Raw genomic sequence first — 20,177 nt, 5'->3', positions numbered from 1 at the left:
GGAGCCCTCCGTATAAATAGACCTGCCACCCGGGACAGCCAACCTTTGCTCAGCTCGTCGTCCCGCGGTCGCTGGATCTGGACGGACACACGCCCGTAAGGCGGTGCCCGCTGCGATCCGATTAGGCCATCGCTTCGATCGGAACAACGCATGAATTGGACTGTCAGACTCGCCGTCAACGGTGAGCCGCGAACCCTTGCGCTCGACGACCCCCGGGTCACCCTGCTCGACCTCCTGCGCGAGCGCCTCCACCTCACCGGCACCAAGAAGGGCTGCGACCGCGGCCAGTGCGGCGCCTGCACCGTCCTGGTCGACGGCCGCCGCATCAACTCCTGCCTGACGCTCGCCGTCAGCCTCGACGGCGCCGCCATCACCACCATCGAAGGTCTCGCCCAGGGCGATCGGCTGCACCCGGTGCAGGAGGCTTTCATCGCCCACGACGCCCTGCAATGCGGCTTCTGCACGCCGGGCCAGATCATGAGCGCGGTCGGGCTCATCAACGAAGGCCAGGCCGGCGACGATCCCGAGCGCGTGCGCGAAGGCATGAGCGGCAATCTGTGCCGCTGCAGCGCCTATGTCGGGATCGTCGAGGCGGTGCGCGACGCACAAGCGACGCTCACGGACAAGGAGCGCGCGGCATGAACCGGTTCGATTATGTGAAGCCCGCGACTGTTGCCGAGGCGATCGCCGCGGCCGGCGCACCGGGCGCGGCGTATCTCGCTTCGGGCACCAACCTGCTGGACCTGATGAAGGGCAATGTCGTCCGGCCCGAACGGCTGGTCGACATCACCCATATCAAGGAGCTGACGCGCATCGAAACGTCAGGCAATGGCGACGTCAGGATCGGGGCGCTCGTGCGCAACGCCGACCTCGCCTACGACGCGTCCTTCGCCAAGGACTTCCCTGCGGTGGCCGAAGCGCTGCTGTCCGGCGCCTCGGCGCAGCTCCGCAATGCGGCGACCGTCGGCGGCAATCTGCTGCAGCGAACGCGCTGCGCCTACTTCTATGACACCGCCTCGGCCTGCAACAAGCGCGCGCCGGGATCCGGCTGCGATGCCCGCGACGGCGAGAACAGCCAGCACGCCGTGCTCGGCTGGAGCGAGGCCTGCATCGCCACCAACCCCTCGGACTTCTGCGTGCCGCTGGCCGCGTTCGATGCGGTCGTCGAGGTCGAAGGCGCATCCGGCCGCCGCGAGGTCGCGCTGGAGGCGTTGCATCTGTTGACCGGCACCACGCCGGATCGAGAGAGCGTGCTCGCTCCCGGAGAACTGATCGTCGCGATCCGTCTGCCTGCGGCCGCACGCGCCTTCGCCAAGCATGCGCGTTATCTCAAGGTGCGCGAGCGCAACTCCTACGCCTTCGCCGTGGTCTCGGCCGCGGCCGGCCTCGTGCTCGAGAACGGCAGCATCCAGCAGGCGCGTCTCGCGCTCGGCGGCGTCGCCGCCAAGCCGTGGCGCGCGCATGAGGCGGAGGCGCTCCTCGCAGGCCAGCCGGCGGAGCACGGCTCGTTCGAGCGTGCCGCCGAAGCTGCGCTGCGCGAGGCAACCCCTTCCGGCGACAACGCCTACAAGATCCCGCTCGCACGACAGCTGATCGTGCGCGCCCTGCAGGCCGCAATGCAAGGCACGCCGTCGCGCATGCCGGCGCTGCCGGCCTCTCCCTTCTCCGCCGTTCCAGGAGCGCTTCATGACGCCTGAGCTCAATCTCTCCCGCGATCCCGCCCATCTCCGCCACGGCTCGAATATCGGCCAGCCGCTGTCGCGCGTGGACGGTCTGGCCAAGGTCACCGGCACCGCGCGCTACGCCGCCGACAACAATCCGCCTGGCCTGCTCTATGCGGTCACGGCGGTGAGCAGCATCGCCCGCGGCCGCGTCGTCGCACTCGACGTGGACGCCGCCAAGGCCCATCCCGGCGTGGTCGAGGTGATGACCCCGGCGAACCGTCCTGCGCTCGCAGGCGATCCCGACGGCAAGCCGAATCCGTTCGCGTTCCGATTCGAAGCGCTACAAAACGATCGCGTCCGCTATGCCAACCAGCCGATCGCGCTCGTGATCGCGGAAAGCCTGGAGGCCGCGACCGAAGGCGCCGCGCTGCTTGCCCCGCGCTACGAAGCCGAGCCGGCCCGGATCGGGCTCGACGCCGGCGACGCCTACGTGCCGCCGGTCGTCGGCATGGGCTTTCCGGCCGAGAGCCATCATGGCGACGTCGAGGCTGCGCTCGCAGGCAGCGACAGGCAGATCACTGCGACCTACGAGACCCCGGCGCATTATCACAATGCGATGGAGCCGCATGCGATCGTCGCCGAGTGGCAGGGCGACAAGCTCGTCATCGACACCCCGACCCAGGGCCTCGTGATGATGCGCGGACGGCTGGCCGAGCTGTTCGGCATCGCGCCCGAGAGCATCCTGATCCGCAGCCCCTATCTCGGCGGCGGCTTCGGCGGCAAGGGCTTCATCGCCGGACCGCAGATCCTCGGCATCCTCGCCGCCAAGCTGGTCGGACGTCCGGTGAAGCTCGTGGTCCGCCGGGAGCAGCTCTACGGTCCGTTCGGCCATCGCTCGCCGACCCGGCAGACGCTGCGCCTCGGCGCCGACGGCGCGGGACGGCTGTCGGGGATTCATCATCACGCCCGGATCGCGACCTCCAGCTTCGAGGATTTCTACGAGGCGGCGGCGCATGTCACGCACACGCTGTATGCGGCGGAGGCGATCGCGACCACCTACGACGCCGTGCGCATGGACACCGGCACCCCGCTGTTCGTGCGCGCGCCGGGCATCGCGCCGGGCTCGATTGCCTTGGAGAGCGCGGTCGACGAGATGGCCGAGGCCTGCGGCCTCGATCCGCTCGCCTTCCGCGTCAAGAACTACGCCGAGGTCGAGCCCTCGACCGGCAAGCCGTTCTCGTCCAAGGCGCTACGCGAATGCTACACGCAGGGCGCCGAGCGGTTCGGCTGGTGGGAGCGGCCGCTGAAGGCCCGCACGATGCGCGACAAGGATGGCTTCCTGGTCGGCTGGGGCATGGGCACCGCGACCTTCCACGCGCTGATGTTCGCCGGGCAAGCGCGCGCCGTGATCCGGCGCGACGGCTCTGGCGTGGTGGAAAGCGGCGCGCACGACATGGGCCAGGGCGCCTGGACCGCGTTTGCGCAGATCGCGGCAGACTCGCTCGCGCTCGAGCTCGATCAGGTCACGTTCAAGGCCGGTACGTCGGACCTGCCGGATGCCGGCATCGCCGGCGGCTCGGCGCATACGGCCACGGTCGGCACCGCGATCCACAATGCGGGCGCGGCCGTGATCGCCAAGCTCGCCGAGCTCGCCACCTCCGATCAGCGCTCGCCGCTGTTCGGCGCCGGCAATGCCGGGGTGATCGCCCGCAACGGCCGGCTGCTGCGGCGCGACGACGAGGGCCGCGGCGAGAGCTATGCCGACATTCTCGCGCGCGCCGGCCTGGACCAGATCGAAGGCTCCGGTAGCGGCGTGCCCGACCCGGCGGCCAACGAGCAGTACGCGATGCATTCGCATGGCGCTGTCTTCGCGGAGGTGAAGGTCGATCCCGATCTCGGGCAGGTGCGCGTGACCCGCATGGTCGGCGCATTCGCCGCGGGGCGGATCATCAACCCGAAGCTGGTGAACAGCCAACTTATCGGAGGCATGATCTGGGGCATCTCTCTCGCGCTGCACGAGGAGGCCGTCACCGACCGTCGCACCGGCCGCATCATGAACGCCAATCTCGGCGAGTATCATGTGCCAGTGAATGCCGACGTCCCGGCGATCGAGGCGTTCACGGTCGCGGAGCACGATCCGTTCGTCAATCCGCTCGGCATCAAGGGCGTCGGCGAAATCGGCATCACCGGCTCCGCCGGCGCGGTCGCCAACGCGGTGGCACATGCCACCGGCATCCGCGTCAGGCGCTTTCCGGTGCGGATCAGCGACCTCGTGCGCTCGGGCCATTGACGCACCGGCGCATCCCGACACGCAACGCTGCGCCTCCGGCGGGAGGCGCAGCGTCGTCGCGCCGAGCCTTGCGGCCCAGCTGGCGAAGTTGTGCGAGGCGAAATTTCAGATGACCCGGAGCGCGGCCTCCTGGTCAAGCTACCGTCTCCGGTATTGCACGATCCGCTTCTGGAAATATGCGATATCTCCAGACAGGGACTCATCACTGCGACAAGCCTTCTGCACGGCCTCCAATAACGACAACGCCTCTGTCGATTCATACAAGAAGGAACTGCTTCTCTCAGGTGTCACGATCGAGATTTGAACCGAGGTGCCGCCGGCAGACTCCGCATGTCTTTGCCGCGAGCTTTCGAAGCCATCGATCCTTGCGATGACATCGTTCAACAGAGACATGTCGACGACGTGCGCATCCGCCAGCTCTGCGGCGAATCGCCGGATCAGCATTCGACGGCCCCACTCCGCTCCCGCTCCAGAATTGCTCATCAGAACAGAATTCACGATCCCGTCTTGCTCTCCGACGTACTCAATCGCCACCACTGAATGGGTCGTACGCTCACTTGCCTGAGCAAAGCAGTTCACCACCATTGCGAGACAGACAAAAAGGCTTGCTGCCGCTGTTGTTGCTCTACGTCTCATTTGCCTACCACCGACGTGATCGCTCGCACCGGAACGTGGCGTGACGATGATGATCGCCGCGGAACTACGCTGATCACCTCGCGCGCGCCGGCCTCGACCAGGCGGAAAGCGCAGGTGGCGGCAGGCACGATCCGGCAGCCGAGAGCCTGTCATACCCCCGAAGATCGTGAAGAGCGAGCTCGGTCGCCGATGCCGCGGCGCAGGCAGGTCCCGATGCAATCGGTGACCTCGTACGCGCCGCTGCATAACGGGCTTCGCGGCACGTACCTGAAAAGCAACAAGCCTCCGCTCGTCCGGGCGGAGGCTCGTCCCCTTGATGCAATGCCGGACCGATTAAGCCGCCTGGCGCATGAAGGACGACCTGAACCAGGTCACGAAGGACTCGCGCTTGGCGCCGAGATCGAACTCGACCCGCAATGCGTCTCGGTCGCGGGCGCGAACCTGGTAGGGGACATCGCCGTCGAAACCTGCGAATTTCAGAATGCCGCGATCGCCGATGCCCGGCTCGGGATCGAGCCGGAACCAGGCGCCGCCCTCCGAGATGTCCACCAGATCGGCCCGAACCTCCCCCTTGCTGCTATCGACGACCTTGATCGGCAGGCTCGACCTGAACCGCGGCGCGTGCCGGCGATCGGCCTCGGCAGTCGTCGTCCTCACCACCTTCACCAGCGTGGCGCGCAGTGCCGTCAGGCTCGACGCCACGTTGCCGATCGCGCTGCGCACCTCTGCGGCGCGGTCGTTGACCATGCCGGCATCCTTGCCGACATTGCCGATCTTGGACGAGACGTCGCGGGCCGCGCTCGCCGAGGAGTGGACGGAACGGCTGATCTCCTGGGTTGCGGCGTGCTGCTCCTCCATCGCTGCGGCGATCGACGCCGCCACCTCGTCGATCTCCGAGATCTGACTGCCGATGCCCTCGACGACGTCGATGGTGGCCTGCGTGGTGGTCTGCACCTCGCCGATCAGGCGAGAGATTTCCTCGGTCGACTTGGCGGTCTGATCCGACAACGACTTGACCTCGGCCGCGACCACCGCGAAGCCGCGGCCGGCATCGCCGGCGCGCGCCGCCTCGATGGTGGCGTTGAGCGCCAGCAGGTTGGTCTGCTCGGCGATGCCGCCGATCAAGTTCGAGACCTCGGCGATCTTGTCGACGGCCTTGGTCAGCGACAGCATCGTGGTCTTGGCCTTCTCGCGCCCGGTCACCGCCGATTTGGTGATGGTGCTGGCGCGCGCGACCTGGCTCGAGATCTCGCGGATCGCCGAGCTCAGCTGCTCGGCCGCTGCCGAGACGGTCTGGGCATTGGCGAGCGACTGCTCGGAGGCGGCCGCCACCGACTGGGCATCAGCCGACAATTCGTGAGCGAGGTCGGACAATCCGCTGGCAACGGACTCGACCTGGCGCGAGGCGGTTGCCGCCGATTCGACCGACGTGCCGGTCTCGCGCTCGATCACGTCGGCCATGTCGAGCATGGCCCGCTTCTTCGTCTGTTCGGCCTCGGTGCGGTCGCGGTCCTGCTTGTCCCGCAGGCTGTTGTTCTCGATCGCATTGGTCTTGAAGACGCCGAGCGCGCGGGCCATCGCGCCGATCTCGTCGCCGCGTTCGGCATACGGAATCTCGGCGGCCAGCTCACCCTCGGCGATGCGCCGCATCAGTCCGGTCATGCGCGACAGCGGACGGACGACGCCCATCACCAGTCCGGACAGCCCGGCCACGACCAGCACGAGGACGATGCCGGCAACGGTCCAGACCACGACCGAGATGCTGCGATCCTGCTCCGCCGCAATCGTCTCGATGTCCGAATTCAGCTTGTTCGCCTTCTCGACCAGACGATCGATCACCGCACGGTGTGCGCCATAGGCCTCCGAGAGCCGCGCATAGGCCGCGTCGGCCTTCGCCGTGTCGCCGGCGCGCAGGGCCGGGATCAGCTCGGCTTCCGCCGCCTGCCAGAACCTCCTCACCTCGCCGTCCGACTGCTCGACCAACAGCGTCTTCAGCTCGGGCTCGAGCGCCGAGCCGCTCCAGAACGTCTTGCGGTCCTCATAGTCCTTCTTGAGCTGCTCCAGCTTCTTGACGTGCGCGTCGACGTTCTTGGGATTGCGCAGCGCCAGCGTCGCCTCGAGATAGGCCTCGAGTACATATTCGGGCGGCGGCAGGATGTCGGCCACCAGGTCGTTGCCCAGCTTGATCTTGCTGTAGAGCGCTCCACCGACCTTCAGCTCGCGCAACGCATAGGCGCTGGTCAGCACCACGGCACCGAAGCCGAGCGCCAGCATGAGGCCGAAGGCGGCAATGACGGCGGAGATCGACAGACGCATCTTCATGTCGGACGGCATTCCTCGTTGAATGGCACTAAACGGCGAACGGCGCCGGCCGGACCTCGTTCTGCCCCCGAGAAGATCGCAGGATCACGGTCCGGGCTGGCCCCAGTGGCAAATCGACGCTGCGACGATCATGCACAACTCATTTTCAACCAAGGTAAATTTCCGTCTCCGTAGAAATGCGGCTCGTCCGGCGGCAGCCCGAGCACCGGGTGCGCAATCCTCCGACCATGGCAGCCGTCTGACCTGGCGCAAGGCGCGGCTCCGGCGATCTGCAAGAATGCGGCGTGCCCCCGCAGGAGCCCGCTTATGTCGAAACCCGTTCCGGACAAGGCCGAGATCGCGCTCGAATATCCCGACAAGTTCTATGTCGGCACGTTCGAACGGTCCTCGCGATTCGAAGCCCATCTCGACCCCTCGGGATTGGCGCTCACACTGGAGCGGCCCGGGGCTGAGGACGTCCGCAAGTCGATCCACATGCATCTCAACTACGGACTGCTCGCCGCGATCCTCACCGAGATCGCCGCAGGCATCGCCGCGATTCCCGAGGACGACGGCCTCCATCGTGGCCAGCTGCGCGACGCGGCCGCCGCACTCCACGAAGCTCTTAAGCCGCGTTAACCGGTTGTCCCGCAGCGGCACAGTCCCTCGCGCCATCGAGGCCGGACCCGGCCTTTGTTAGCGCTTTGCTAACTACGACAAGACGTTTGGCCGCCGACGGGCCGGGTTGAAGACCACTGTGCTGCCCGAGTGACAGCATTTGATTCAAATCCGATCTATCTCCGATCCATCGACGGCGCGCGATGCGCGAGCCTTGTTAGTTGAGTGTTGGAGACCCGCCATGAAGAAGATCCTGTTCGCAACCGTTGCCCTCGCCGCGCTCGCCTCGGCCCAGTCCGTCCTCGCCGCCGATCTCGGCGCCCGCAATTATCCGTATGCGGCCAAGGCACCGGCCTATGCCGCGCCGATCTACAACTGGACCGGCTTCTATCTCGGCGCGCATCTCGGCGGCGCCTTCTCCAGCGACAACAACTTCTCGGGCCTGGCCACCGGCAACAACTCGAACGGCCGTTTCCTCGGCGGCGTGCAGGTCGGCGCCGACTGGCAGTTCGCCCCGACCTGGGTGATCGGCGCGGAAGGCCAGTACAGCTGGCTGAGCGGCAATGTCGGCGCGGCCTTCCCCGGCGGCTTCGTCTACACCAACAGCCAGCGCGGCCTCGGCTCGATCACCGGCCGCTTCGGCTACACCTGGGGTCCGGGCCTCCTCTACGTGAAGGGCGGCTACGCCTATTCGGACAACAACGAGAAGGTGACGCTCGCCGGCGTCCCGGTCGGCTTCGCCACCAATGGCGATCACCGCAACGGCTGGACCGTCGGCGGCGGTCTCGAATACATGTTTGCTCCGAACTGGTCGGCCAAGGCCGAATATCAGTACTACAATTTCGGCAGCGCCACCTTCGCAGCGCCGGCCGGGCTGGTTCCGACCGGCAGCTTCACCACCGACGATCACACCTTCAAGGCCGGTGTGAACTACCGCTTCAACTGGGGCGCGCCGGTTGCGGCCCGCTACTGATTTCCGCAGGCGTCAAATAACAAGCAAGACGGGGGCTGGCAGCGATGCCGGCCCCTTTTGCTGTCATAGGTGAATCGGAACGCCCGAAACAATCATTTCCACCCCGTTAAATGCCGCATGGTGAAATGCGGAAATGCACGAAAATTCAGCGGCAACCGAGTATTTTCCCGGATTTGTTAACCGCCGCCCGCGATACTGCCGGAAAGCATCAGCTCCAAGTAGCGCGTATCGGGGGAAACCAGAGATGGCGAATAGGTTCAGCTTCGGCAGGGTGTTCGGGATCCTGCGACCCAGATGGGGCGTACGGGGCAGCCTGTTTGCAGCCTTCACCGTCATCGCGGGCATGGCCATCGCGATCAGCATCGGCGCCGGGCTGATGCTGCGCTACATCGGCGGCACCATGGTCGAGCTGTCGAGCCGCGACATTCCGCGACTCACCTCGAGCCTGCAGCTGCTGGCCCAGAGCTCCAGCCTCGCGAGCCTCGGACCCGCGTTGTTGGGATCGCAGACCGAGGACGCCCTCAACGATCGTCTGAAGAAGATGCAGGACATCCAGAAGGGCACGCAGCAGCGCCTCGCCGAGATCACCGCGCTGGGCGCCGCGAAGAGCGTGGTCGCACCGCTCGCCGAGACCATCAAGAACATCAACGAGGCCAACCAGAGTCTGGTGTCCGCCGCGCGCGAGCGGCTCGCGGTCGCGGCCACTCACAACAAGCAGTATGACGCGTTGCGCAAGGCGCAGGAGGAGTTCACCAAGGCCGCCAACGAGCCGATGCTGGATGCCCAGACCCAGCTCAACGCCGTGCTGGGCGCCGCCGAAGTGTCGGCCGATGACGCCACCGCCGCGGCGAGGTTCGTCGAGCAGCTCGGCAACGTGACCGCGTCGGGCAATCTGATCGTGGCCCAGATGGCGGCCGCGCTCTCGGCCAATGACAGCGACACGCTGGAGACCATCGAGCGGCAGTTCAAGGACTCGCTGGCGCAGCTTAAGTCCAATCTCGAGCTGCTGCCGAGCGGCCGCGGGACCAAGGCGATCCGTGACGCCGCGACCAAGCTCGCCGCGCTGGGCGAGGGCAAGGAGCGCGTGTTCAAGACCCGGGAGAAGGAGCTCGACGCCAACGATTACGGACAGACCGTGCTGGAGGAGACGCGCAAGCTGAATGTCGGGCTCGACATCAGCGTCCAGCAGCTGGTCGAAGGCGTGCGCAAGTCCACCGAGGACGCAACCGGCACCGCCGGCCGCGAGATCGAGCTGGCGACGTTCGGCATGATCGGCGCCGGCGCAGCCACGCTGCTCGGCTCGTTCCTGTTCGTCTGGCTCTATGTCGGCGGCAACATCCTCCGCCGCATCAAGCGGCTGCAGCAGGCGATGCAGCGTCTGTCGGGCGGCGACCTCGAAACCGAGATCCAGACGTCGAAGCAGCGCGACGAGATCAGCGCGATGGTCGACACCCTGCAGGTGTTCCGCGACAACATGGTGCAGGCTCGCGCCCTCGCTGCCGAGCAGGATCGCGAGAACGCCGCCAAGGCCGAGCGCGCCACGCGCATGGAGGCCCGAATCGCCGAGTTCGAGGCGACGGTGCGCAGTGCGCTCGGCAATCTGCAGAGCTCCGCCACCGCGATGCAGGCCACGGCGCAAGGCATGTCGCAGACCGCCGACCAGTCCAACTCGCTGGTCAACGTCGTCGCAGCCGCCGCCGAGGAGACCTCGGTCAACGTGCAGACGGTCTCGGCCGGAACCGAGCAGCTGTCGTCGTCGATCGCCGAGATCGGCCGCCAGGTCGTGACCTCGGCGCAGATCGCCAAGAAGGCCGTCGAGGAAGCCGGCGCCACCGACTCCACGATGCAGGGTCTCGCCGACAATGCGAGCCGCGTCAGCGTGGTCGTCGACCTGATCCAGGCGATCGCCTCGCAGACCAACCTGCTGGCGCTCAACGCCACCATCGAGGCGGCGCGCGCCGGCGAGGCCGGCCGCGGCTTCGCGGTGGTCGCGCAGGAGGTGAAGAGCCTCGCCAGCCAGACCGCCAAGGCGACCGACGAGATCCGGACCCAGATTGCGGGCATGCAGCAGGTCGCGTCGACGGCCGTGTCGGCGATCCGCAACATCGGCGAGACCATCGCCGAGATCGACAACGTCACCACCGCGATCGCTGCGGCCGTGGAGGAACAGGGCACCGCGACGCGCGAGATCGCGCGCAACATCCAGCAGGCGGCGTCGGGCACCAGCGAGGTCTCCAACAACATCACCGGCGTCTCCAGCGCCTCGGCCCAGGCCGGCACCTCCGCCAACGAGGTGCTGAGCGCCTCCGAGGCGCTGCGCCGCGAGGCGGATACGCTGCGCGCCGAGGTCGATGCGTTCCTGACGAACATCAGGGCGGCGTAGCTGCGATTGCACTGTCACCGTCATTCCGGGGCAATCGTCGATGCGCGCAAGCGCATTGGCGATTGAACCCGGAATCTCGAGATGGTGGGGTGCAAGACAATGTCGAGATTCCGGGTTCAAGGCCTGCGGCCTTGCCCCGGAATGACGGTGGAGGTGGCAAGCAGGCGTCGTGGCTGGTCACGCCAGCCACTCCCAACCGCCTGCCGCGTCCCGAAATGCCGCCCAGCCATGTGGTCCCGCTGCGTTTTTCGGCTGGCGCTCGCCCGCGGCGGCCGTTAATCGATGAGGCATGACCAAGACCGACACCGCTTATTCCTCCGCCGAAGCCCTGCGCTACCCCTGGGAGCAGCATCCTGGTGAGGACCAGGTCGTCGAGGTCGCGCCCGGCGTGCTGTGGCTGCGGCTGAAGCTGCCGTTCCGCCTCAACCATGTGAACATCTATCTGCTGGCCGACGGCGACGGCTGGGTCGCGGTGGACTCGGGCTTCGGCAACGAGGAGTCGATCGCCGCCTGGACACGGCTGCTGGACGGGCCGCTGAAGCATGTGAAGATCAGCCGGCTGATCGTGACGCATTCGCATCCCGACCATGTCGGGCTCGCCGGCTGGATCGTCGAGCGCTTCAACTGTCCGCTGGTGATGTCGCAGGTCGAGTACCTGCAGTCGGTCTATCACCAGAACCGCGGCACCGAGGAGCGCCGCAACGCGCAACGGCTGTTCTTTCGCCGCCATGGCATGGACGAGACCCTGACCGACAAGCTGCTCGGCCGCGGCCAGGAATATCTGCAGCGCGTCTCGGTGCTGCCGGCGTCCTACCGCCGCATCTCCCATGGCGACGAGATCCAGATCGGCAGCCGCCGCTTCAAGGTGATCACCGGCGGCGGCCATGCGCTCGACCAGGTGATGCTGTATTGCGCCGCCGACAAACTCTTCCTGTCCGCCGACCAGGTGCTGAGCAAGATCTCGCCCAATGTCAGCGTCTGGGCGGTCGAGCCGGACCAGAACTCGCTCGGCGAATATCTGGCCTCGCTGGCGAGCCTCACCACCACCCTGCCCTATGACGTCCTGGTGCTGCCCGGTCATGGCGTGCCGTTCTATGGCCTGAAGACCCGCATCAAGCAGCTCGCCGATCATCACGAGGAGCGCTGCCGCATGATCGCGGACGCCTGCCGCGACCAGACCAGGACCTCGGCCCAGCTCGTGCCGGTGGTGTTCCACAAGCACGTGCTCGACCCGCACCAGATGGGCTTCGCCGCCGGCGAGCTGATCGCCCACGTCAACTACATGCTGGTCGAGGGCCGCCTGACCAGCCAGACCATCGACGGCGTGCTGCACTATCGCACCACCTGAGGCTGCCGCGAGTTCGCCGCAAGACGAGCGCGGTTCGGCCGTCATCGGCTCTGCCTTGGACAAATCGCCCAAGTCCTGCCGCGGGATTCCGGCTCGACAGCCGCTCTGGAAACGCTCTAAGAAGACTTGAACCCCGCCGCTTAGAGGGTCCGTTCCAGGCGCTGCGCTGCAGCGCAGCACGTCAGGTTTCGTGATGGACTACAACCAGTACTTCAGTGCCGCCCTCGGTCGTCTGCATGATGAGCGTCGCTACCGGGTCTTCGCCGATCTCGAACGTATCGCCGGCCGGTTCCCGCACGCGACCTGGCACTCGCCGAGCGGCCCGCGCAATGTCGTGATCTGGTGCTCGAACGATTATCTCGGCATGGGTCAGCACCCCAAGGTGGTCGGTGCGATGGTCGAGACTGCGACCCGCGTCGGCACCGGCGCCGGCGGCACCCGCAACATCGCCGGGACCCATCATCCGCTGGTGCAACTGGAAGCCGAGCTCGCCGATCTCCACGGCAAGGAAGCCGCGCTGCTGTTCACCTCCGGCTACGTGTCGAACCAGACCGGCATCGCCACGCTCGCCAAGCTGATCCCGGACTGCCTGATCCTGTCGGACGCGCTCAATCATAATTCGATGATCGAGGGCGTGCGCCAGTCCGGCTGCGAGCGCCAGATCTGGCGCCACAACGACCTCGCCCATCTCGAGCAGCTGCTGATCGCGGCTGGCCCGAACCGGCCGAAGCTGATCGCCTGCGAGAGCCTGTACTCGATGGACGGCGACGTCGCGCCGCTCGCCGCAATCTGCGACCTCGCCGAGCGCTACAACGCGATGACCTATGTCGACGAGGTCCATGCCGTCGGCATGTACGGCCCGCGCGGCGGCGGCATCGCCGAGCGCGACGGCGTCATGCACCGCATCGACATTCTCGAAGGCACGCTCGCCAAGGCGTTCGGCTGCCTCGGCGGCTACATCGCCGCGAAAGGCGAGATCATCGACGCGGTGCGCTCCTACGCGCCGGGCTTCATCTTCACGACCGCGCTGCCGCCGCCGATCTGCTCGGCCGCCACCGCCGCGATCAAGCACCTGAAATCGTCGAGCTGGGAGCGCGAGCGCCACCAGGACCGCGCCGCCCGGGTCAAGGCGATCCTCAACGCCGCCGGGCTCCCGGTCATGGACAACGACACCCACATCGTGCCGCTGTTCGTCGGCGATCCCGAGAAGTGCAAGCAGGCCTCCGACCTGCTGCTGGAAGAGCACGGCATCTACATCCAGCCGATCAACTATCCGACGGTCGCCAAGGGCACCGAACGCCTGCGCATCACGCCCTCGCCCTATCACGACGACGGCCTGATCGACCGCCTGGCCGAGGCCCTGCTGCAGGTGTGGGAACGCCTGGGCCTGGCGCTGCACAAGAAGGCGATGGCGGCGGAATAGGCCTCTCTCTCAGTCATTCCGGGGCGTGCGGAGCACGAGCCCGGAATCCATCGGGCCACGAAGCTTGAGGCAAAAGGGATTCCGGGCTCGCCCTGCGGGCGCCCCGGAATGACCGCCGAGAACGCGGTGACACGTTTGCCCTGCTCGCCGCCCAGCTGATGGAGCAACACCCTCTCCCCGTCATTCCGGGGCGTGCGGAGCACGAGCCCGGAATCCATCGGGCTACGAAGCGTGAGGCAAAATGGATTCCGGGCTCGCCCTGCGGGCGCCCCGGAATGACGGCGGAGAATGCCGAGCCGACTTGCCACGCTAACGATGAACCAAGGTCGGCACTCCCCCGGCAAGATCGCTGTCGCCTCGCCTGCGGCAAAGGGCTAGATTTCCCGGACAACGGGATCAGCCCGGAGCCTTCGAGGAAGACGTCGGAGACGCGTAGGAGATGCTGCACGACTGGGGCGTGATCCTGGCCGCGTTCGGCTATATCGGGTTCCTGTTCCTGGTCGCCAGCCGCGGCAACCGGGCCGGAGAGCGGCGGCCGGCGGAGGGACGCGGGCGGCTGGCCGGGCTGATCTACCCGCTGTCGCTGGCGATCTACTGCACGTCCTGGACCTTCTTCGGCTCGGTCGGATTCGCCTCGCGCACCAGCGTCGATTTCCTCGCGATCTATCTCGGCCCGATCCTGATGGTCGGCGCCTGCACGCCGCTGCTGCGCCGCGTGATCCATCTCGCCAAGACCCAGAACATCACCTCCGTCGCCGACCTCGTCGGCGCCCGCTACGGCAAGAGCCAGGCGGTGGCCGCCACCGTGGCCCTGATCGCGATCATCGGCTCGGTGCCCTACATCGCGCTGCAGCTCAAGGCGGTCGCCTCCTCGCTGCAGACCATCCTGATCGACGACCGCGCCTTCGCCCACATCCCGTTCGTCGGCGACATGGCGCTGATGGTGACCTTGGCGATGGCGATGTTCGCGGTGCTGTTCGGTACCAGGCAGACCGACGCCACCGAGCACCAGCACGGCCTGATGCTGGCGGTCGCGACCGAGTCGATCATCAAGCTGGTCGCCTTCATCGCGGCCGGCGCCTTCGTCACCTTCGTGATGTTCTCGCCGGTCGAGCTGATCGAGCGGGCGATGAAATCGCCGGAGGCCGAGCGCGCGCTCGAATACGTGCCCGGCATCGGCAACTTCCTCACGATGACCTTGCTGTCGTTCTGCGCCGCGATGCTGCTGCCGCGCCAGTTCCACGTCAGCGTCGTGGAGAATGCCAACGACGCCGAGGTGTCGCGGGCGCGCTGGCTGTTCCCGCTCTATCTCGTCGCCATCAACCTGTTCGTGATTCCGATTGCGCTGGCCGGCCTCGTCACCTTCCCGTTCGGCGCCGTCGACAGCGACATGTACGTGCTGGCGCTGCCGATCGAGGCCAACTCGCAATGGCTGTCGATCCTCGTCTTCGTCGGCGGCCTGTCGGCGGCGACCGCGATGGTGATCGTCGAATGCGTCGCGCTGTCGATCATGGTCTGCAACGACATCGTCGTGCCGCTGGTGCTGCAGCGCCAGCAGGAGCAGCGCGAGATCGGCCGCGACTTCGCCGGCTTCCTGCTCGGCACCCGCCGCATCGCGATCTTCGCCATCATGGTGATGGCCTATTTCTACTACCGCGCGCTCGGCACCACGCAGCTCGCCGCGATCGGCCTGCTGTCCTTTGCCGCGATCGCGCAACTCGCGCCGAGCTTCTTCGGCGGCCTGTTCTGGCGGCGCGCCACCGCGCGCGGCGCGATGGGCGGCATGCTGGTCGGCTTCGCGGTCTGGCTCTACACGCTGTTCATCCCGAGCTTCCTCGACACCTCCACGGCCGGCATCCTGTTCCTGCAGCACGGCCCGTTCGGCTTAGAGGCGCTCAGGCCGCAGGCCCTGCTCGGCACCGACCTGCCGCCGCTGCTGCATGGCGTGCTGTGGAGCCTGTCGCTCAATCTCTTGACCTACATCGTGCTGTCGCTGGCGCGGCAGCCGTCGTCGATCGAGCTGCTGCAGGCCGACCTGTTCGTGCCGGCCGAGCTGACGCCGAGCGCCCCGAGCTTCCGCCGCTGGCGCTCCACCGTCACCGTGCAGGACATCCAGAGCACGGTCGGCCAGTATCTCGGTCCCGACCGAGCCCGCGCTTCATTCGAGGCCTTCGCCGCCCAGCGCAACCTCCCGCTCGACGCTGCTGCGCCTGCCGACTTCGAGCTCTTGCGCCATGCCGAGCATCTGATCGCCTCCTCGATCGGCGCGGCGTCGTCACGCCTCGTGATGTCGCTGCTGCTGCGCAAGCGCACGGTCTCCGCAAAGGCCGCGCTCAAGCTGCTCGACGATTCCCACGCCGCGCTGCATTTCAACCGTGAGATCCTGCAGACCGCGCTGAACCATGTGCGCCAGGGCATTGCGGTGTTCGACGCCGATCTGCAGCTGATCTGCTCCAACGGCCAGTTCGTCGACCTGCTCGGACTGCCGCCGGACCTGGTGCAGATCGGCAGCCCCTTGAAGGAGATCCTCGAATTCATGGGCACGATCGGCGCGCCCACCTATGAGGACAGCGAGGCGCTGCTGGCGCGCCGGCTCGCCGCCTACACCACCGAGGGCGAGTCCTATCTCGAACGCCTTGCCGACCGCCACATGGTGATCGAGGTCCGCAGCAACCGCATGCCCGATGGCGGCCTCGTCATCACCTTCACCGACGTCACGCCGTCCTTCGAGGCCGCCGAGGCGCTGGAACGCGCCAACGCCACCTTGGAGAAGCGCGTGCGCGATCGCACCGAGGAGCTGACGCGGCTGAACTCGGAGCTCGCGGTCGCCAAGAGCGCCGCCGAGGACGCCAACATCTCCAAGACCCGCTTCCTCGCCGCCGCCAGCCACGACATCCTGCAGCCGCTGAACGCGGCGCGGCTCTATGTGACGAGTCTCGTCGAGCGGCAGACGCCGGGCGAGGACTCGCGTCTGGTCGAGAACATCGACGATTCATTGGAAGCGATCGAGGAGATTCTCGGCGCACTGCTCGACATCTCCCGGCTCGATGCCGGCGCGATGACCCCATCGGTGTCGAGCTTCAAGATGGCCGACCTGATGCGCTCGCTGGAGATCGAATTCGCGCCGGCCGCGCGCGCCAAGGGCCTCGATCTGGTCTTCGTACCGTGCTCATTGCCCGTCGAGTCCGACCGCCTGCTGCTGCGCCGCCTGCTGCAGAACTTCATCTCCAACGCCATCAAATACACGCCCAATGGCCGCGTGCTGGTCGGCTGCCGCCGCCACGGCCAGTCGCTGCAGATCGGCGTCTACGACACCGGCGTCGGCATCCCCCCGGTCAAGCGCGGCGAGATCTTCAAGGAATTCCACCGCCTCGAACAGGGCGCGCGCATCGCCCGCGGCCTCGGCCTCGGACTCTCGATCGTCGAGCGCATCGCCCGCGTGCTCAATCACGGCATCGCGCTGGAGTCCCAGCCCGGCCGCGGCTCCGTGTTCTCCGTGACGGTGCCGATCGCGAAAGCGATCAACCACACCGCCGCCGTCACCAGTGCCACGCCGTTGGCGACGACGCCGATCTCCGGCGCCCTCATCGTGTGCATCGAGAACGACCCCGCGATCCTCGACGGCATGCGCACCTTGCTCACCGCGTGGGGCGCGGAGGTGATTGCCGTGCCGGATCCGGAATCCGCAGTCGAGGCCATCGAAGCCCGCAACGGGGCCGTCACCGGTCTGCTGGTCGACTACCACCTCGACCGCGGCAACGGCATCGCCGCCATCCGCGACATCCGCCGCCGCTTCAACGNGGCAACGGCATCGCCGCCATCCGCGACATCCGCCGCCGCTTCAACGAGGCGCTGCCCGCGATCCTGATCACCGCCGACCGCAGCCCCCACGTCCGCGCCGCCGCCCGCGACGAGAACATCGCCGTCCTGAACAAGCCGCTGAAGCCGGCCTCGCTGCGCGCGCTACTGGGGCAGTGGCGCATTCAGCAGATGGTCGCGGCGGAGTAGGATCAGGATTCGAGCTCGCCGACGCCGATCTTGCCTGCGAGTTCTCGCGGCGGGCGTCCCGACACCCGGCTGAACACGCGCGAGAACGCGGCAGCACTGTCGTAGCCCACTTGAGCAGCGACGCTCTTCACGGGCTTGCCCTTGGCGAGCAACTGGCGCGCCAGCGTCATGCGCCAGGCCGTCAGATAGTCGATCGGCGTGCGGCCGATGCGCGTCCGGAACAGGTCGGCGAAGCGTGTGCGCGACATGCCGGCGACGTCGGCCAGGTCCTCCAGGGTCCACGGCTTGGCCGGCGCCTCATGGATCGCGGTCAGCGCCTTGGCCAAGCGTTGATCGGCGAGCCCGGCGAGCACACCGCTCTCGACCGCGCCGCTGGCGACGACGTCGCGGACGATCAGGATCAGCAGGTAGTCGAACAGCCGGTCCAGCGCCGCCTGTCGGCCGCCGCCGTCGGCAAATCCCTCGGCCACCAGGAGATCGCAGACCGGCGCGAGTGTCGGATGGCCGGCGATCGGCATGACCACCAGTTCCGGCAATCCCTCTCCGATCGGATTGCCCTCGGCGCCGCCAAGCTCGACGGTCGCGCAGACGAGATCGGCGCCACGCTCGGGATCGACCAGGAAGCGGTGCGTCCGGCCACGCGGAAAGAACAGCAAGGTCGGCTCGTGCAGCTCCAGATCATCAGCGCCCGGCTGCGTCAGGGTCAGCACGCCGCCCTTGAACAAATGCAGATGGCCCTCCGGCCCGAATTCCACGGTGTTGCAGAGGTTTCCGGAGAAGAAGGTACGGGCCCGCGGCGTGACATGGGCGAACAGCGCGGCAAAGGGGTCCATGGGACGTTCTCGGGACGATCTGCAATGTTTCTGGCACCTGATGTCACCCATAGTCCGGCATAGACAGGGAGTGCAACCCCGCATCTCCAACAAAGGATCTTCCTCATGCCCCGTATTGCTGTTGTCGACACCGCCCGCGCCGAGGCAGGCGTTCTCGCCACCCTGTCCGCCGTCAAGGCCAAGATCGGCATGACGCCGAACCTGTTCTCGACCTTCGCCCAGTCCGCCGCCGTGCTGAACGGCTATGTCGCCTTCTCGGATGCGCTCACGAAGGGTGCGCTGACCGCCAGGCAGCGCGAGATCATCGCGCTTGCGGTCGCCCAGGCCAACGGCTGTGAGTACTGCCTGTCGGCGCACTCGCTGATGGGCAAGGGCGCGGGCCTCAGCCCTGACGGCCTGCGCAAGGCCCGCGAAGGCACCGCGGACGACGCGACCGATGCCGCCGTCGTCCGCTTCGCGCGGCGCGTGCTGGACACGCGGGGACAGGTCGCGGACGCCGATCTCGCGGCGGCGCGCGCAGCCGGTCTCGACGACGGCCGCCTGCTCGAGATCATCGCCAACGTCGCGATCAACGTGCTCACCAACTACACCAACAACGCGGCGCAGACCGTCGTCGACTTCCCCAAGGTCGACCTCGCCCTGCAGCCGGCCTGATAACGGGACAAGCAGGCCGCCCGCCGGGCCTCTCTCGATCCCGGCGGGCGGCACGTTCCTGCCCCTACGTGTCTCTCTTCACGCTCATCCGCTCCACCAGATAGTCCACGAATACGCGCACGCGCGCCGGCATGTTGGCGCCGCCGACGAACACCGCGTGAAAGACTTCCCGGTCGCCGGGATTGAACGCCTCGAGCAGCGGGATCAGCCGCCCCTCGGCGATCGCATGGCCGAGGCTGAAATCGCCGACCCGGGCGATGCCGACGCCACCGAGTGCGAGCTGGGCCAGCGTGTCGCCGCTGTTGGCCTCGATGGCGCCGCGCAGCTTCAGCGCGTAGTCGACGCCGTCGCGGCGGAACGGCCAGACCGGCTCGGCGCGCCGGAAGCTGAAGTTGAGACAGTTGTGGTTGTGAAGGTCCTCCGGCGCTTCCGGAACGCCCCAGCGGGCGAGATAATCGGGCGAGGCAACGATGGTGCGGCCGTTCTCGCTGAGGCGGCGCGCGGTCAGCGCGGTGTCGGCCATCGGACCGCCACGGATTGCCACGTCCGCCTGCCCCGCCGCGATGTCCACGAGACCATCGCTGAGATTGATGTCGACCAGGATGTTCGGATAGCGCCGCACGAACTCGCCGAGCAGCGGCACGATGCAGATGCGCCCGTGCGACAGTGCAGCGCTGACACGGATGCGCCCGCGCGGGGCGCCCTGGTCGGCGATCGCCTGCTCGGCCTCGTCGAGATCGGCGAGGATGCGGCGGGCAGCCGCGAGATAGGCTTGCCCCTCCGCCGTCAAAGTCAATGCGCGCGTCGACCGCAACAACAGCCGCGCACCGAGCCTGATCTCGATGCGGTCGAGCGTGCGGCTCACCGCCGACGGCGTCAGTCCGAGACCGCGCCCCGCGGCGGAGAAGCTGCCGCTGTCGGCGACGGCGCAGAACACTTCGAGATCCCGGGCCCGATCCGCGCTGGCCAACACCATCTTTGCGTCCAGATCAAAAATCCTTGGCGTGACTACCCTCTAATACCGCGCTCCTTCCTCGTCTAGCTTT

At 67.2% G+C, this 20,177-nt stretch carries 13 protein-coding genes and 1 pseudogene; 10 read left to right on the top strand and 4 right to left on the bottom strand.

What is annotated here, in order from left to right:
* Positions 1-150 precede the first annotated feature (150 nt).
* From HL666_RS32650 to HL666_RS32640, 3 genes are read left to right on the top strand one after another with little or no spacing between them, the layout of a single operon-like run.
* Positions 151-642 carry a (2Fe-2S)-binding protein gene (locus HL666_RS32650; protein ID WP_172185636.1) on the top strand — a complete coding sequence of 164 codons (492 nt, stop codon included), beginning with the start codon at positions 151-153 and terminating at the stop codon, positions 640-642.
* Positions 639-1,697, top strand: coding sequence for an FAD binding domain-containing protein (locus tag HL666_RS32645; RefSeq protein ID WP_172185635.1), 1,059 nt, complete (start codon positions 639-641; stop codon positions 1,695-1,697). The genes HL666_RS32650 and HL666_RS32645 overlap by 4 nt, the downstream gene beginning before the upstream one ends.
* On the top strand, positions 1,687-3,954 hold the full coding sequence (locus HL666_RS32640; RefSeq protein ID WP_172185634.1) for a xanthine dehydrogenase family protein molybdopterin-binding subunit: 2,268 nt from the start codon (positions 1,687-1,689) through the stop codon (positions 3,952-3,954). Before HL666_RS32645 ends, HL666_RS32640 begins: the two co-directional genes overlap by 11 nt.
* A gap of 138 nt (positions 3,955-4,092) precedes the next feature.
* Here the strand turns inward: HL666_RS32640 and HL666_RS32635 are convergent, their stop codons facing one another.
* Together HL666_RS32635 and HL666_RS32630 are read right to left on the bottom strand one after the other, a co-directional pair.
* A complete protein-coding gene (locus HL666_RS32635) occupies positions 4,093-4,590 on the bottom strand; it encodes a hypothetical protein (protein WP_172185632.1) in 498 nt (165 codons plus the stop codon).
* A gap of 333 nt (positions 4,591-4,923) precedes the next feature.
* The gene (locus tag HL666_RS32630) at positions 4,924-6,912 is read right to left on the bottom strand and encodes a methyl-accepting chemotaxis protein (protein ID WP_172133798.1); all 1,989 of its coding nucleotides are present in this window, start codon (positions 6,910-6,912) and stop codon (positions 4,924-4,926) included.
* 306 nt (positions 6,913-7,218) lie between these two features.
* Here HL666_RS32630 and HL666_RS32625 point away from each other — a divergent pair, with 306 nt between their 5' ends.
* From HL666_RS32625 to HL666_RS32600, 6 genes and pseudogenes are all read left to right on the top strand, one after another.
* Positions 7,219-7,530: a hypothetical protein gene (locus tag HL666_RS32625; RefSeq protein WP_172110214.1), complete on the top strand. Its 312-nt coding sequence runs from the start codon at positions 7,219-7,221 to the stop codon at positions 7,528-7,530.
* 220 nt (positions 7,531-7,750) lie between these two features.
* On the top strand, positions 7,751-8,482 hold the full coding sequence (locus HL666_RS32620; protein WP_172110215.1) for an outer membrane protein: 732 nt from the start codon (positions 7,751-7,753) through the stop codon (positions 8,480-8,482).
* A gap of 244 nt (positions 8,483-8,726) precedes the next feature.
* Complete coding sequence (locus tag HL666_RS32615; RefSeq protein ID WP_172110216.1) at positions 8,727-10,865, top strand: methyl-accepting chemotaxis protein; 2,139 nt, start codon at positions 8,727-8,729, stop codon at positions 10,863-10,865.
* A 289-nt stretch (positions 10,866-11,154) separates the two neighbouring features.
* On the top strand, positions 11,155-12,213 hold the full coding sequence (locus HL666_RS32610) for an MBL fold metallo-hydrolase (protein ID WP_172185630.1): 1,059 nt from the start codon (positions 11,155-11,157) through the stop codon (positions 12,211-12,213).
* 193 nt (positions 12,214-12,406) lie between these two features.
* Positions 12,407-13,636, top strand: coding sequence for a 5-aminolevulinate synthase (gene hemA, locus HL666_RS32605; RefSeq protein ID WP_172110218.1), 1,230 nt, complete (start codon positions 12,407-12,409; stop codon positions 13,634-13,636).
* Between the two features lie 439 nt (positions 13,637-14,075).
* A pseudogene (locus tag HL666_RS32600) lies at positions 14,076-17,644 on the top strand (PAS domain-containing hybrid sensor histidine kinase/response regulator).
* 2 nt (positions 17,645-17,646) lie between these two features.
* Here HL666_RS32600 and HL666_RS32595 read toward each other — a convergent pair.
* Positions 17,647-18,477 (bottom strand): AraC family transcriptional regulator, encoded by an 831-nt coding sequence (locus tag HL666_RS32595; RefSeq protein ID WP_172185628.1) that lies wholly within the window; start codon positions 18,475-18,477, stop codon positions 17,647-17,649.
* Positions 18,478-18,582: 105 nt separating this feature from the next.
* On the opposite strand from HL666_RS32595, the gene HL666_RS32590 reads away from it, so the two are divergent.
* A complete protein-coding gene (locus HL666_RS32590) occupies positions 18,583-19,131 on the top strand; it encodes a carboxymuconolactone decarboxylase family protein (RefSeq protein WP_172133803.1) in 549 nt (182 codons plus the stop codon).
* A 64-nt stretch (positions 19,132-19,195) separates the two neighbouring features.
* On the opposite strand, the gene HL666_RS32585 is transcribed toward HL666_RS32590, so the two are convergent.
* Positions 19,196-20,107: a LysR family transcriptional regulator gene (locus HL666_RS32585; RefSeq protein WP_172185626.1), complete on the bottom strand. Its 912-nt coding sequence runs from the start codon at positions 20,105-20,107 to the stop codon at positions 19,196-19,198.
* Positions 20,108-20,177: the final 70 nt, after the last annotated feature.

This window comes from Bradyrhizobium aeschynomenes (genome assembly GCF_013178945.1).
Classification (GTDB): domain Bacteria; phylum Pseudomonadota; class Alphaproteobacteria; order Rhizobiales; family Xanthobacteraceae; genus Bradyrhizobium; species Bradyrhizobium aeschynomenes.
Note: the sequence above shows the minus strand (reverse complement) of the source record. Positions and strands in the feature narration are given on the sequence as shown.

Coding starts and splice junctions, on each gene's coding strand:
- HL666_RS32585 (WP_172185626.1), bottom strand. CDS start 20,107: ATGGTGTTGGCCAGCGCGGATCGGGCCCGGGATCTCGAAGTGTTCTGC.
- HL666_RS32645 (WP_172185635.1), top strand. CDS start 639: ATGAACCGGTTCGATTATGTGAAGCCCGCGACTGTTGCCGAGGCGATC.
- HL666_RS32630 (WP_172133798.1), bottom strand. CDS start 6,912: ATGAAGATGCGTCTGTCGATCTCCGCCGTCATTGCCGCCTTCGGCCTC.
- HL666_RS32620 (WP_172110215.1), top strand. CDS start 7,751: ATGAAGAAGATCCTGTTCGCAACCGTTGCCCTCGCCGCGCTCGCCTCG.
- HL666_RS32625 (WP_172110214.1), top strand. CDS start 7,219: ATGTCGAAACCCGTTCCGGACAAGGCCGAGATCGCGCTCGAATATCCC.
- hemA (WP_172110218.1), top strand. CDS start 12,407: ATGGACTACAACCAGTACTTCAGTGCCGCCCTCGGTCGTCTGCATGAT.
- HL666_RS32615 (WP_172110216.1), top strand. CDS start 8,727: ATGGCGAATAGGTTCAGCTTCGGCAGGGTGTTCGGGATCCTGCGACCC.
- HL666_RS32635 (WP_172185632.1), bottom strand. CDS start 4,590: ATGAGACGTAGAGCAACAACAGCGGCAGCAAGCCTTTTTGTCTGTCTC.
- HL666_RS32650 (WP_172185636.1), top strand. CDS start 151: ATGAATTGGACTGTCAGACTCGCCGTCAACGGTGAGCCGCGAACCCTT.
- HL666_RS32590 (WP_172133803.1), top strand. CDS start 18,583: ATGCCCCGTATTGCTGTTGTCGACACCGCCCGCGCCGAGGCAGGCGTT.
- HL666_RS32610 (WP_172185630.1), top strand. CDS start 11,155: ATGACCAAGACCGACACCGCTTATTCCTCCGCCGAAGCCCTGCGCTAC.
- HL666_RS32595 (WP_172185628.1), bottom strand. CDS start 18,477: ATGGACCCCTTTGCCGCGCTGTTCGCCCATGTCACGCCGCGGGCCCGT.
- HL666_RS32640 (WP_172185634.1), top strand. CDS start 1,687: ATGACGCCTGAGCTCAATCTCTCCCGCGATCCCGCCCATCTCCGCCAC.